This is a genomic window from Flavobacterium sp. HBTb2-11-1, from assembly GCF_009826975.1.
Taxonomy (GTDB): Bacteria; Bacteroidota; Bacteroidia; order Flavobacteriales; family Flavobacteriaceae; genus Flavobacterium.
Map to the genome: position 1 here is coordinate 324,975 of NZ_WUMO01000005.1, position 14,470 is coordinate 339,444.

Consider the following 14,470-nt stretch of genomic DNA (forward strand, 5'->3'; position numbering starts at 1 on the left):
AACAATTTAATTAACAATATATGGCGTTTTTTATTCTATTTTGGGAAGAAATCTCTTTTATTCTTAAGGGATTAGCTTCGGTTTTCTCATTTTTTTATTTGTATCGGAAGATTTTTTTAAAATAGAAATTGAGCTTTAATTTCTGTCTATTTTATTAAAAACAGCGCTCAAAATAATTTTTTATATTTAGTTGTTCTTCTTCATTATTTCATCCATCACTTCTAAAATAATCGCGCATCCTTCTCTAATTTCGTCTTCAGAAATGGTCAAAGGAGGTGTAATTCGTATGGCGCATCCTTCAAATAAAAGCCAGAATAAAATAAGTCCTCTGTCTTGACAGGTTAAAATGACTTCGTTTGTAATGTCTGCCGATTCTGTCATGGCGGCAAGCATTAATCCTTTTCCTCTAACTTCTGTAATCAAAGGATGTACCAAAAGCGATCTGAAGAGTTTTTCCTTCTCTAGTGTTTCTGCCATTAAATTTGTTTCAGTTAATTCTTGCAAAGTAGCGAGACAAGCTGACGCAATGACAGGATGGCCTCCAAAAGTGGTTATATGTCCTAATTTTGGGTTTTCGGTTAAAAGATCCATTTTTTCAGCAGAAGCGGTAAAAGCGCCAACCGGCATTCCGCCGCCCATTCCTTTACCCATAACAACAATGTCTGGAACAACATCATAATTTTGGAAACCAAAAAGTTTTCCCGTTCTTCCAAAACCTGGTTGGATTTCATCAACAATCATTAATGCTCCAACCTCATCGCAGCGTTTGCGGACTTTCTGTAAAAAGTTATTTTCTGGCTGAATAAAACCTGCGCCTCCTTGAATGGTTTCTAAAAGAATTGCGGCTGTTCGAGTAGTTATTTTTTGCAGATCTTCTTCATTATTGAAAGTGATAAAATCAACGTCTGGAAGCAAAGGTCTAAAAGCCTGTTTGCGTTCTTCAAACCCCATAACACTCATAGACCCCATAGTGTTTCCGTGATAAGCGTTGTGGCAAGAAATAAGCTGGCTGCGTCCTGTAACTCGTTTGGCTAATTTTAAAGAGCCTTCAATCGCTTCAGTGCCAGAATTAACCAAATAGGTTTTGTTTAAAGATTCTGGAAGCAGAGAAGCCATCATTTTGCAATATTGAACGGCTGGGCTTTGAGAATATTCACCGTAAACCATTACGTGCGAATATTTGTCCAACTGATCTTTTATGGCTTGATTGACTCTCGGATGCTGATGTCCTAAAGTGCAAGCCGAAACTCCGGCAACAAAATCTAAATATTTTTTATCGTTTGTGTCGTAAATGTATGAGCCAATGGCGTGCGAAACTTCAATTCCCAGTGGGTAAGGAGAAGTTTGCGCTTGGTATTTTATAAAATCTGGATTCATTTTTTTAAGCTTCTAAGTTGCTGAGATGCTAAGATTCTAAGTAGTCAGAGTTAAGTTTTGAGTAAAGCGCTGCACTGAACACTGAGACTGAAAACTGTCACTGAGGCTGAATTACTTATTTTTAGTTTTCGTATCTGTCTTAGCAGCAGGGTTTTTCTTATCGTAATTTAAAGTTTCTTTCCTGACTTTCAACGGAACGTTTTTGCCTTTTTCTTCCTCATCTTTTCCTTGTTTAATCAGTTTTTCGTTTTCTTCGTTTTCCTCTGCGGTAAAAATATCGTCTTTCGATTTTATTCTTTCGTCACCACGCCATTTCATTCCTCGCAGTTTTCTAGCATTTTCAGGAAGTTCATCTTCGGGGAAAATATCCCCGTCGACTTTATTGAAAAACGTAATCGTTTCAATGGCGTTGTTTTCCAATATCATATTGATTTTACTACTGACATTTTTATTGATTCCGATCAGTTCATTGGTGTCATTCCGCATATAATAAATTACCTCGGTGTTTTTGATTACATCAATATCATGAAGTTTTCCATCCCGGAATTTTCCAAACAAATTGAGTCCCTTGACCTGATTGAATCCTGTTCCAAGCGTATCCTTGGATAAAACAAAAGTGTTGTTCAGTACTTTCAAAGAGTCAATTTTTCTCGTTTTATTATCGCCAATCAAGTGCATTACATCGCCTGTAATCTGGCTTTCGCCATTCCAAAGAATCGGATTTCCGATCAACTTCGTTAAGGCTATTTTGGAATCAGAATGTATTGAGTCGCATTTACCGCTCATATCTGTTTTGTAAAAACGAACATTTTTATATGCTCTCAAAATTCTTTCTCCTTCTTTTCCCGTAACCATTAACTTTTGTCCGTGAATGTAAACTGAGTCATTTTCAACTAGATTTACAGCAACAGCCCTTTTGGTTACAAACATTGAATCTTTTAGTTTGTAAAGCTCTGCATAATGGCCTTTTACGATTCCTTTATTTATAGAATCGGTTATTTTTACATTTCGTGTTGCCGAAGCAAATTCGGTATTTCGATTATAAAATAAACTATCGCCTTCTATACGCCTGTCGTCATACTTGATGTATGATTTTCGTAGAAAATGCGCTAAGTTTTTCTTCGTATCATAAAAACCTTTTTCGGTATAAATGTAATTGGCTTTACTTGTAATAGTTGAAGGCCCAAGAAGATACGTATGTCCAGAATTACTATAATAATCCAAATGGTTTGATTTAATCACATACTTCGGATTCGTAATTGTAACTTCAGTTAAAAACTGGAATTTCTTTTCTTTTACAAAATACCTTCCAGATTTGCTTACCAAAGTATTGTCTTTGTTTATGATAGTACCTTTGGTGTTGTAAAATGCTTCCTGAACATTTCTGTCAAAATTAATAGTATCAGTCTGCAGAGTAGCATCTGGTGAAGTTAAAACGGCATTTCCTGTAGCAAAAGCTTTTTTTGCATTACCGCTATATTCAGCATATTTACTATTCAGAAACAAAGTATCTCCTTGTACTAATTGCACATTTCCGAATGCTTTTAGATAATTCTCTTTTTGAAAAAAATAGGCTTTATTGCAAGTTAATACGACACCATCATGATTTACTTTTACGTTTCCAGTAAGTAAAAGCGCATCTGGCACATTAACCTGATCGACATCAGAAAAGTCAGCATTCTCGATGACGATTGTTTTTGGGGTTTGTGCAGTTTTTTTGGCCTGCGCAGAAATAAATTGTACGCTAAGAAACAGACAATAGAATATGAAAAAGAGTGATTTCTTCAACTGATTAAATTTTTGTCAAATTTATAAAAAAGGTTAGAACATGTGGTCGATATTAGGATTAATTTATAATAAGTCATTAACAGTCTAAAGTAGGATTTAAGTGCTATTTAATTTTTCAACAAAAACTCAAACTCTCACGTTGTAGTAGTTGTTTTTTAAACTGAAAACATTGTAAATTAGATAAATCGTTTTCGGAGTTTTAAAAAATGAGCTATTTTTAGAAAATTGTTTTGATATTTTTTGAATCAGAACCAAAGAGATAAGTTAAGAATAGCTAAAATATGATAAGTAAAAAAATAATTGCAGCCGGAATAACATTAACGGTTCTATTTTCAGCCTGTAAAACAAAAGATTTAAAAATGAGCACAGCAAAAGAACAAACTGCAGCAGAAAAGAAAGTTGTGGTTTATCAAGTTTTTACTCGCCTTTTTGGAAATAAAAATACAAACAATAAACCATGGGGAACTATTGAGGAGAATGGTGTTGGAAAGTTTAATGATTTTACAGATAAAGCGCTCCAAGAAATAAAAGATTTGGGAGTAACCTATGTTTGGTACACAGGAGTTCCGCATCATGCTTTGGTGCGTGATTATATGGCGTACGGAATTTCAAATGATGATCCAGAGGTGGTAAAAGGCCGTGCAGGTTCTCCTTATGCCGTAAAAGATTATTACAATGTAAATCCAGATTTGGCTGTAAATCCTGCAAAACGATTAGATGAATTTGAGGCTTTAATCAAACGCACTCATAATGTAGATTTAAAAGTAATCATTGATATTGTTCCAAACCATATTGCAAGAAAATATGAAGGAAAATCGAACCCAGCAGGAGTAAAAGATTTTGGTGCAGACGATGATGTTACGGTTGAATACAAACGAGACAATAATTTCTATTACATTCCGCAGCAACATTTTGAAATTCCTGATGGAGACATTCCTTTAAACGGAGAAAAAAATCCGCTTATTGATGGGAAATTTGACGAAAATCCAGCAAAATGGACAGGAAATGGTTCTCGTAAAATTAAGCCGGATCAAAATGACTGGTACGAAACGGTAAAAGTAAATTACGGAGTGCGTCCAGACGGAAGCAAAGATTTTCCTGAACTTCCTGCTGGTTTTGACCAAAAATCATATCAAGAACATTTTACTTTTTGGCAAGATAAAGATGTCCCTGATTCTTGGAAAAAGTTTAGAGATATTGCTTTATATTGGACAGCAAAAGGTGTTGATGGATTCCGTTACGATATGGCTGAAATGGTTCCGTATGAATTTTGGAGTTATATGAATTCTTCGATTAAAATGAAAAACCCCAATGCATTTTTATTGGCAGAAGTTTATAATCCAAACGAATATCGCAATTATATTCGTTTAGGAAAGATGGATTATCTGTACGATAAAGTGGAAACTTATGATAAGCTAAAAGATATTATTCGAGGAAAATCTTCGCCAGACGAATTGACAAAAATCCAGAACGGAATGTCTGATATCGAACATCATATGCTTCACTTTCTAGATAACCATGATGAACAGCGTTTGGCAAGCCCAGAATTTGCAGGAACGCCAGAAAGAGGAAAACCTTTAATGGTGGTTTCGGCAACAATCAGTACTTCGCCAACGATGATTTATTTTGGACAGGAAGTAGGAGAGGCAGGAAATGAAGATGCAGGTTTTGGAAAACGCTCGAGAACCTCAATTTTTGATTATATCGGAGTTCCAAATCATCAGCGTTGGATGAATGATGGCAAATTTGATGGCGGACAGCTTTCCGAATCTGAAAAACAGCTTCGTGATTTTTACAAGCGTTTGTTGAATTTTACCATTAATAGTCCTGCTTTGATGGGAAGTTTTGCAGAAATTCAATCGGCAAATAGACAGGATAACCCTGGTTATGATGAATTGATTTATTCTTATGTACGATGGTCTGAAAAACAGAAATTGATTATTGTGGCTAATTTTTCATCTGAAAAAACTAGTGAATTTGATCTAAAAGTTCCTTCTGATATTATTACAAAATGGAATTTAAAAGATGGTTCTTATGTTCTTATCGACAAATTGTATTCTGATAATAAAACTTATTTTACGGTCAAAAATGGCGAGGGAATTGCACGAGTTAAAATTAAATCTTCGGAATCGTTTATATTTGATGTGAAATAAAATTTTAACACATAGAAACATAGCTTTGGATACTTTAGAAAAGGCGTTTCACTAGTTTAAATGCACATGGCTTGTCTATGTGTGGAAACTAATTTCTTTTGGAATTTTTTTAGCTTAAAAATCTATGTTTCTATGTGTTTAGATATTTTTAAACTTTTTCAAGCAATGAAAGGATTTCTGTAATTGAAAATTGAGCTCCACAGACAAATTCGTCTGAAGCGCCATAGTAAACGGTCAGGGTATCGCCATCTGGTTCAATAATATGGCCGTTGGTAAATACTACATTTCCAAAGAAACCGCTTAATTCATAATTCGTTTTCGGAAACATAATTGGAGTTTCTGTTCTTGAAATTACTTTGGTAGGATCTTCCAAATCCAATAAAAAAGCACCGAGGCAATATTGATGAAATTCGTTGGCTCCGTGGTAAATTTCTAGCCAACCCAATTCTGTTTTTATGGGCGCAGCTCCAGCACCGACTCTTTTACTATCCCAGCTTTCTTTTCTAGTTTTGATAATACATTTATGATTTCCCCAATGAAGGCCATCAGGAGAAGAAGCAATCCAAATATAATTTCCGCCAATATCTACACTGCTTGGGCGATGTAAGGCATAAAACAAGCCGTTTATTTTCTCTTCAAAAATCGCACAGTCTTTATTGTGAGGAGGAAATATCATTCCGTGTTTTTGAAAGTTTTTCCAATCGGTTGTGGTTCGCAGGCCTACGCCCACGCCGCTAGGAGATACAGAAGTAAAAGTCAGGTAATATTTATCTTCTATTAAAGAAACACGGCAATCCTCGATTCCGAAAGTTTCCAGTATTCCTTCGCCAACCAAATGCGGGTAATCTTCGGGTTCATAAAAATGTTTTCCGTCTTCGCTGCACAATAAGCGAATATGTGACAAGGTAGTTAAATAATCGATTCCTTGATAATTAATTACACGGGCATCTGTTGCGATAAGTTCGGGATGATTTTTTAAGATTTCAATAATTTGAATTGTTCCTGCTTCTGTTAGAATTGGAAACGAAATGCTCGTTTCGGCTTGTTTAGGTCTTTCTGCGACGCGTACGGCCAGCCAGATTTTATTTTGAAACCTAAAAACGCCAGGATTTAATAGACAGGTAATTTCAAGACCTTCTCTGCTTGGCGGTATATCTGAGGGAGATAATATAGGGTTTTCTGCAAAACGATTGGCAATGTCTTTCATGATCTTCGTTTAAGTACCTAAAAGGTATAAAAAAAAGCTGACACTTAATTGCATCAGCTTGTTTTCTATACTTTTTTAACCTTCTTGAGTGCTTCAACGTAATATTCGTTTACTTTTTCCCAATTGATATGATTGTAAAAAGCATCAATATAACTGCCTTTTCTGTTTTGGTAATCTAAATAATAAGCATGTTCCCAAAGATCGATTCCCATAATCGGAGTTCCTGGAATCAGAGCATTCTTCATCAATGGGTTATCTTGATTGTCTGTGGTAGTAATTTGTAGCTTGCCATATCTATCCACAACCAGCCAAACCCATCCAGAACCAAACTGCTTTTCTGACTGTGCTTTAAACTGATTTGTCAGATTGTTGAAAGAACCAAATTCTTTATTTATAGAGCCTGCAAGAGTATCTTTTGGAGTTTGTTCTTTCGGGCTGAGAATATTAAAATACAAAGTATGATTATAATATCCACCCGCATTCTGACGAAGTTTTAAATTCGTAAGAGGCATTTTTTTTAAAATGTCTTCAATAGGCATATTTTCAAACTCAGTCGAAAGAATTTCTTTGTTGAAATTATTAGTATACGACAAATAATGCTTAGAATAATGTGTTTCTAAAGTTAAGCTTCTAATGTCTGGTGCCAATGCATCATAATTAAATGGCAATTTTGTCATTTCAAAAGAACCAGGATCGGCTTTAACATCATTTGGCGAACCGATAGTTATTTTTTCTTCTTTTGTTGGAAGAGGAACTTCAACAACTTCAACCAGCTTATCTTCTTTACAGGAAAATAATAGTAAAAATGAAGCTAAAGTGCTGAAAAGAACAACGTTTTTCTTCATAATGTTTTTATTTTGATGTTAATGAATTGATAATCTCGATATAATTTTCTTTAGCTTCATCTACAGACATATGGCTTATCTGCATCCAGGCATTAGTTTTAAAAGCATCTCGTAAATCAAAATTTTGAGATTGATTGTAAACTGCTGTTCCAAAAGTAGCCTGTTTGTAAAAAGCATAAAGTCTTAACTGCACGTCTTGTGGCAGCGAAGCTTGAGTCATTGTCATGGCGACTTCTACAGCTTTATTAAAGCGAATATCTAAATCTTTATCAGCCATTTATGCTTTTGTGGCAATAATTGTTTTTCCACCAATTGCTTTTTGATTTAACTCAACATTGATTGGTGTACCTAAAGGTAAAAATAAATCTACTCTTGAACCAAATTTAATGAAACCAGCGTCAGTTCCCTGAACAACTTGCATTCCTTCTTTAGCGTAGTTTACAATTCTACGAGCCAAAGCACCAGCAATTTGTCTGTATAAAATAGCGCCAAAAGTTTCGTTTTCGATTACTACAGTAGTTCTTTCGTTTTCTTCACTTGCTTTTGGATGCCAAGCAACAAGGAATTTACCAGGATGGTATTTGCTAAATTTAATGATGCCATCCATTGCGTAACGCGTTACGTGCACATTGATTGGCGACATAAAAATAGAAACCTGTAAACGTTTATCTTTAAAATATTCTCCTTCATAAACTTCCTCGATAACCACCACTTTTCCATCAACAGGAGCTAAAATGTGATCGTTGTTTCTAACTGCAATTCTTTTAGGATTTCTGAAGAATTGTAAAATAATAATCAGAATTACAAGTGCTGCAAATTGAACAAGCATTCTCAGCCAAGCAATATCAATGAATTTATCAGCAATTAAAAGTACTGCTACTGTAAAAACAGAACCTAATAAAATAGACGGGCCACCTTCTTTATGAAACATAATATAAAATTTGATAAAATAAAAATATAATTGGTGCTACAAATATAACACTATCTAATCGATCTAAAATACCTCCATGACCAGGCATTATCGAGCCGCTGTCTTTTACACCTGCAATTCGTTTAAATTTGGATTCTATCAGGTCGCCAATCGTTCCAAAAAGGCTCACAATTAACGCTATAATGGTCCAGATTAAAATCGATTTGCTGCTAAATTCAGGTTTTGGCTGAATGTAGAGTTTAGAAATTAGAAAGCCGGCAAATGCGGCAAAAACTACACCACCAATAAAACCTTCAATTGTCTTTTTTGGAGAAACGCGTTCAAATAATTTGTGTTTTCCCATTGATTTTCCAACCAAATAAGCAAAAGTGTCATTCGTCCAAATCAAAACAAATAATCCTAAGATAATTTTCGGATTATAATCATTTGTTCCAAAAGAGATTTTTACAATAAATACAAATGGAAGTGTAATATATCCGAGAAGGTATAAGTATTTTGATGAAGTGCTTACTTTTTGAACAGAATCATAAAATAAGAATATGATGCATTTTATAGAAACGACAAGTGTAACAGCTAAAAGAATTAAATCCAGCTGTTTTATATTGATTTCTAAACTGATATCAGAATTTAAAGTATCGTTTATAAATTGAGTTGTCTGTTTATTGTAATGGCTTACAAGAATAATGGCAGCATAAACTAAAGTTCCGAAGAGAATAGAAAATATTTTGTTCAGGTTTACGATATTAGAAAATTCATATATCGTAATAATCAGGAAAACACCAAAAAGAGTAATGAAGCTTTCTGTAGAAAACAATATCGAAGTTAGTAATAAAGCGATATAAACAGCACCAGAAATGGTTCTCTTCAGTGTTTCGTTCATCTTAAAGATCTTCTAAAAGCAGTAAATAAAGATTTTTTGCAACACTTCCGTATTGAGTAAAATCTTCGTCTTTCGCTTTTTCGAAATATTTTATTGTAGTGATATTAGTAGGTATGTCTCTTTCGTATTTGCGTTTTATAGCGCTCAATCCGTCGCTTTTCATTGGTAGGATTTGGCTGGTAGTGGCTATAATAACAATATTTGCAGGTAATTCGTTTGGTTTGTTCTGTCTGATTTGTTTTGATGAAAATAAAATAGAACCTTCATCAGCAATAAGGTTCTCGCAGCTTGCCAATAAGAATTTTGGTTTAGCAGGGGCAATGTAAAATAATTTGTTTTCGTCTAATAAACCAAATAAGGCAGGTTCGTAACATAAAACTTCTTGTTCAAACCAATCATTTTCTTCTAAGATATTTTCAAATTGTTCAGAAACCTCTCCCATGTTTTCGCAGTACAAGAATTTACCTCCATTTTTTTTGAAATTGAAAATAAATTGTTCATCTAAGGATAAATGACTGTTCTGCGCAGAAGTTCCTGCATATTCGCTTTCGTTCACTTCATCAGAAGCGGCCTCACTAGAGCCAAATATTTTTTTGAAAAAATTCATTTTTTATATGAAATGCTTTACATGTTAATTGAAAACGTTCAAAGATAAAAAAATCTTAATTCAAAAGGGACTTTTGAATTAAGATTTTGAAAAATATTATTATGTATTTGCTAATTCGTTATGAAACTACCTCTTCTAAATTTTTGTCGAAAGTGCGTTTTCCGAAGATGTTTTCTAAGTCATCTTTAAAGATTACCTCTTTTTCAATCAGAATATCAGCAAGTTGATTTAACTTATCTTTGTTTTCCTCTAGAATCTGAATTGCTCTTTGGTATTGACCTTCGATTAAATCTGAAATTTCTTTGTCAATAATTTTTGCTGTTTCGTCAGAATATGGTTTAGAGAAATTATATTCGCTTTGTCCAGTTGAATCGTAATACGTCACGTTTCCAATTTTATCGTTCAATCCGTAGATAGTTACCATTGCACGAGCCTGACGCGTTACTTTTTCTAAATCGCTTAATGCACCAGTCGAAATTCTGTCGAAAGTTACTTTTTCAGCGGCTCTACCACCCATTGTAGCACACATTTCGTCTAACATTTGATCTGTTCTCACGATTTGTCTTTCTTCTGGCAGATACCATGCAGCTCCTAAACTTTGTCCGCGAGGAACAATAGTTACTTTAATAAGAGGTGCAGCGTGTTCTAGCATCCAGCTTACAGTAGCGTGACCAGCTTCGTGAATTGCAATTGCTCTTTTCTCTTCTGGAGTAATGATTTTGTTTTTCTTTTCAAGACCGCCAATGATTCTATCAACAGCGTCAAGGAAATCTTGTCTGTCAACAGCAGCTTTGTTATTACGGGCAGCAATAAGAGCGGCTTCGTTACAAACATTGGCAATATCAGCACCTGAGAAACCTGGAGTTTGTTTTGCTAAGAAATCTAAATCAAGACCTTCAACTTTTTTGATAGGAGCTAAGTGTACTTTAAAGATTTCAGCTCTTTCGCGAATGTCTGGTAAATCAACAAAAATTTGTCTGTCAAAACGTCCTGCACGCATTAAAGCTTTATCAAGAACGTCTGCTCTATTTGTTGCTGCCAAAACGATTACGTTAGAGTTTGTGCCAAAACCATCCATTTCTGTGAGTAATTGGTTCAAAGTGTTTTCTCTTTCGTCGTTTCCGCCAGACATATTGCTTTTTCCTCTTGCTCTACCAACAGCATCAATCTCGTCGATGAAGATGATAGCAGGAGATTTTTCTTTAGCTTGTTTAAATAAGTCACGTACACGTGAAGCACCAACTCCTACAAACATTTCTACGAAATCTGAACCTGAAAGAGAGAAGAAAGGTACTTGTGCTTCACCAGCAACAGCTTTTGCTAATAAAGTTTTACCCGTTCCTGGAGGTCCTACCAATAAAGCTCCTTTTGGAATTTTACCTCCAAGATTCGTATACTTTTCTGGATTTTTAAGGAATTCAACAATCTCTTGAATTTCTTCTTTAGCGCCTTCTAAACCTGCAACATCTTTAAATGTGGTTTTAATGTCTGTTTTTTCATCAAACAATTTAGCTTTAGATTTTCCGATATTGAAAATCTGTCCGCCGCCTCCAGCTCCTCCGCCAGACATTTTACGCATAATGAAAATCCATACACCAACTATGATGATGATAGGAAGTAAGCTGATTAAAATATCGCTCCAGTTATTTTTTTGAAGAAAGTTGAAATCTTTCAGCTTTCCTTCGCTAACTGCTTTTTCCAGTTTAGTCTGAAAGATTTGATCATTACCAATTTCCAAAGTGTAATGTGGGCCTTTGTTTGGCTGTTTGAAAATATCTTCAGCAACTTTTTTGTTTGCTGGGTCTTTAAGAGCCGCAGCATTCAAATATACCTCAGCTTCTGCTTTATTGTAAACAATTACTTTTTCAATCTGGCCTTTTTCTAAAAGCGTGTTGAATTTAGAAGAAGTTAATTGAGCAGGTTCGCTTAAGCTTGATCCTCCTGTGGCAAAACTTATGAATAAAAAAACTAAAAGTATTGCGGTGTATATTAACCAAGGACTTATTTTAAATTTATTCGGATTTGGATTATTATCTTTAGCCATTTAATGAAAGTTTCTTTAGTATTTGTTCTCGATTGAAGTTATTTTGGCATCGCCCCAAAGGCTCTCGATGTTATAATATTCGCGAATATGTTTCTGGAAAACGTGTACTACAATGTGTACATAATCCATTAGAACCCATTCTGCGTTATCTGTTCCTTCTACGTGCCAAGGTTTATCTTTTAAGTCTTTTGATACTGTTTTTTGAATTGAGTTTACGATGGCGTTAACTTGGGTGTTTGAGCTACCGTTGCAAATAACAAAATAGTCGCATACAGCTGTATCTATCTCTCTTAAGTCAAGAATATCGATATCATTTCCTTTTACTTCCTCAATCCCTTTGATTATGTTCGCCAGTAGAACATCATTATTAATAGTCTTTTTCGCCATGAATTATTTTATATGAATTTGTAAAGTTACCAAATTTTGTGATTATTTTTGAACCTTAACAAAATATTAAATTAAGATATTTAAATTATTTAATGAAACTAATCAAACTCGATGCCATAGATTCTACAAATGACTTTCTAAAGGCTTTGGCAAGTCAAGATGAACTAGAGAATTTTACAACGGTAACAGCTGAAAATCAGACAAAAGGAAAGGGGCAAGTAGGTGGCGTGTGGAAGACTCAAGCTGGTAAAAACTTAACTATGAGCGTTTTGATTAAAGATTTTCTCTTTAATAACGACGAAGTTTTCAATTTAAGTCTCGTTGTCTCTTTATCGGTTGCAGAGGTTTTAAAAATATTAAATATTCCTGATATTTGTATTAAATGGCCAAACGACATTCTGTCATACAATAAGAAACTAGTTGGCATATTAATCGAAAATACCTTAAAAAGCGATGGCAGAATCGTGTCAGTTGCCGGAATCGGAATCAATGTCAATCAAACTGATTTTGCTGAATTACCAACTGCTTCTTCTATGGCGGCTATTGCTGGTAAATCTTTTGATAAAGAAGAATTGGCAGTTTTAATAGTCGAAAAACTAAAAGAGAAAATCCAATTGTGGAATACCTCATCGCAGACTTTTTGGGATGATTATTTTAATTTTTTATTTAAAAAGGGAATTCCAACTGCATTTAGAGATAATAATAACCAAGACTTTATGGGAATCATTCAAGGCGTTTCTCCAATAGGAAAATTGCAGGTTTTGCTAGAAGATGATTCTGTTGCGGAGTTTGAGATTAAAGAGGTTAAAATGCTTTATTGAGAGTTGCAAAGTAACAGAGAAGCAAAGTGACAAAGGTTTTTCCGTAGAGAAGCACTGCAGTGCGTCTAGTATATTATTTTAGAAGAAAAAAACTTCGTGCCTTAGCGTCTTCGTGGCATTCAAAAAAAAGCCCGATTTCATTAAATCAGGCTTCATTAATAATTCACAATTAATAATTCACCATTATTAAAGCTTGTGCATATTGTTTGCTAAAGTTTCAATAAACTTACTGATTGGGCCTTTGACCATCATTGCCATCATAGCATTGAATTCTCCTTCAAAAAATAATTGAACAGCACTTTCTGAATCAGAAACAGTGTCAATGTTTGAAGTTAGTGTAAACGGAAGTTTATCGCTTGCAGCCCCCAAAACAATTTTGTTTGGAGCTACTTTATCTTTCATTTTTAATTTGATTTCCGGCATCCCTTTCAATCCAAAAATAAAAGCGTCTTCACCAGTCACTTCAAATTTAGCGATATTGTCTGGCATTAATTTTTCGAAATTCTTTACATCAGTCAGTTGATCAAATAAATCCTGAGCTGATTTCTGAACAGTAACTTTTGGACTTTCTAAGTTCATATTGTTTTTTGTTTGTTTTGTTTTTTACCGCAAAGTGCGCTAGGTTTTTTATGTTGCTTGACTTTATTTAAGTTCGCAAAGCTGAAACTTTAAATAAAATTCCAATTTTTTAATCCCGATAGCTATCGGGACAAATTCCAAAAAGGGCAAAGCGACTTTAAAATCTAAAATCTAAAATCTGCAATCAGAAATCTAAAATTAGCTTTCTTGTCCCCAAGTTGATGGGCTTATGCTCCATTCTTGAAGAGTCGATTGCTGATCTTCTGTAATATATTGTTTTTGAACTGCTAGATCTAATAGGTTTTCGTAGTTGCTCAATGTGAATAAATCAACATTAGCCTCTTTGAAGTTTTCTTCGGCAACGCCAAAACCATAAGTAAACACAGCCGCCATACCTTTAACATTAGCGCCTTCGTTTCTTAAAGCTTCAACAGCTAGTAAACTGCTTTTTCCAGTACTGATTAAGTCTTCTACAACCACAACATTTTGTCCTTTTTGTAAAAAACCTTCAACTTGGTTTTGTCTACCGTGTTTTTTAGGTTCTGGACGCACGTATACGAATGGAAGCCCTAAACTTTCGGCAACCAAAATTCCAACTCCAATGGCTCCAGTAGCAACACCAGCAATCACATCAGGCTTTCCAAATTGTTTTTCGATGTTTTTAGCAAACTCATCACGAACATAGTTTCTAATGCTCGGAAATGAAAGAATTAACCTATTATCGCAATAAATAGGAGATTTCCAACCAGAAGCCCATGTAAAAGGATTTTCGGGATTCAATTTAATTGCATTTATTTGCAAAAGCAATTCGGCTGTTTTTTCGGCAGTATCTTTATTAAAAATCATAGTAC

The 14,470-nt window shown here is 34.5% G+C and carries 14 protein-coding genes; 2 read left to right on the top strand and 12 right to left on the bottom strand.

The window, feature by feature from the left end; translation table 11 throughout:
- Nucleotides 1-186: 186 nt before the first annotated feature.
- Entirely contained in the window at nt 187-1,377 is a 1,191-nt protein-coding gene (locus tag GR162_RS13155) for an aspartate aminotransferase family protein (protein ID WP_160782549.1), read from the bottom strand.
- 111 nt (nt 1,378-1,488) lie between these two features.
- Entirely contained in the window at nt 1,489-3,165 is a 1,677-nt protein-coding gene (locus tag GR162_RS13160; RefSeq protein ID WP_160782550.1) for an OstA-like protein, read from the bottom strand.
- A gap of 281 nt (nt 3,166-3,446) precedes the next feature.
- Here GR162_RS13160 and GR162_RS13165 point away from each other — a divergent pair, with 281 nt between their 5' ends.
- Nucleotides 3,447-5,318 (top strand): alpha-amylase family glycosyl hydrolase, encoded by a 1,872-nt coding sequence (locus GR162_RS13165; protein WP_160782551.1) that lies wholly within the window; start codon nt 3,447-3,449, stop codon nt 5,316-5,318.
- A gap of 148 nt (nt 5,319-5,466) precedes the next feature.
- Here the strand turns inward: GR162_RS13165 and GR162_RS13170 are convergent, their stop codons facing one another.
- The 8 genes from GR162_RS13170 to rsfS all read right to left on the bottom strand — a co-directional run bounded on the left by GR162_RS13170 (nt 5,467) and on the right by rsfS (nt 12,219).
- On the bottom strand, nt 5,467-6,525 hold the full coding sequence (locus GR162_RS13170) for a glycoside hydrolase family 130 protein (RefSeq protein ID WP_160782552.1): 1,059 nt from the start codon (nt 6,523-6,525) through the stop codon (nt 5,467-5,469).
- A 65-nt stretch (nt 6,526-6,590) separates the two neighbouring features.
- Complete coding sequence (locus GR162_RS13175) at nt 6,591-7,370, bottom strand: superoxide dismutase (RefSeq protein WP_008462756.1); 780 nt, start codon at nt 7,368-7,370, stop codon at nt 6,591-6,593.
- A gap of 7 nt (nt 7,371-7,377) precedes the next feature.
- Nucleotides 7,378-7,647: an acyl-CoA-binding protein gene (locus tag GR162_RS13180; RefSeq protein WP_008462758.1), complete on the bottom strand. Its 270-nt coding sequence runs from the start codon at nt 7,645-7,647 to the stop codon at nt 7,378-7,380.
- Nucleotides 7,648-8,301 (bottom strand): phosphatidylserine decarboxylase family protein, encoded by a 654-nt coding sequence (locus GR162_RS13185; protein ID WP_160782553.1) that lies wholly within the window; start codon nt 8,299-8,301, stop codon nt 7,648-7,650. It lies immediately after the preceding gene.
- Nucleotides 8,291-9,181: a phosphatidate cytidylyltransferase gene (locus GR162_RS13190; protein WP_160782554.1), complete on the bottom strand. Its 891-nt coding sequence runs from the start codon at nt 9,179-9,181 to the stop codon at nt 8,291-8,293. The genes GR162_RS13185 and GR162_RS13190 overlap by 11 nt, the downstream gene beginning before the upstream one ends.
- 1 nt (nt 9,182) lies before the next feature.
- Nucleotides 9,183-9,788 carry a lactate utilization protein B/C gene (locus tag GR162_RS13195; protein ID WP_066032158.1) on the bottom strand — a complete coding sequence of 202 codons (606 nt, stop codon included), beginning with the start codon at nt 9,786-9,788 and terminating at the stop codon, nt 9,183-9,185.
- Nucleotides 9,789-9,906: 118 nt separating this feature from the next.
- Nucleotides 9,907-11,832 carry an ATP-dependent zinc metalloprotease FtsH gene (ftsH, locus tag GR162_RS13200; protein WP_008462768.1) on the bottom strand — a complete coding sequence of 642 codons (1,926 nt, stop codon included), beginning with the start codon at nt 11,830-11,832 and terminating at the stop codon, nt 9,907-9,909.
- Nucleotides 11,833-11,847: 15 nt separating this feature from the next.
- Complete coding sequence (gene rsfS, locus GR162_RS13205) at nt 11,848-12,219, bottom strand: ribosome silencing factor (RefSeq protein ID WP_008462770.1); 372 nt, start codon at nt 12,217-12,219, stop codon at nt 11,848-11,850.
- 92 nt (nt 12,220-12,311) lie between these two features.
- On the opposite strand from rsfS, the gene GR162_RS13210 reads away from it, so the two are divergent.
- Nucleotides 12,312-13,040, top strand: coding sequence for a biotin--[acetyl-CoA-carboxylase] ligase (locus GR162_RS13210; protein ID WP_160782555.1), 729 nt, complete (start codon nt 12,312-12,314; stop codon nt 13,038-13,040).
- A 186-nt stretch (nt 13,041-13,226) separates the two neighbouring features.
- Here GR162_RS13210 and GR162_RS13215 read toward each other — a convergent pair whose 3' ends face one another.
- Together GR162_RS13215 and pyrE are read right to left on the bottom strand one after the other, a co-directional pair.
- Nucleotides 13,227-13,619: a hypothetical protein gene (locus GR162_RS13215; RefSeq protein WP_008462773.1), complete on the bottom strand. Its 393-nt coding sequence runs from the start codon at nt 13,617-13,619 to the stop codon at nt 13,227-13,229.
- A gap of 198 nt (nt 13,620-13,817) precedes the next feature.
- The gene (gene pyrE, locus GR162_RS13220; protein WP_160782556.1) at nt 13,818-14,465 is read right to left on the bottom strand and encodes an orotate phosphoribosyltransferase; all 648 of its coding nucleotides are present in this window, start codon (nt 14,463-14,465) and stop codon (nt 13,818-13,820) included.
- Nucleotides 14,466-14,470: the final 5 nt, after the last annotated feature.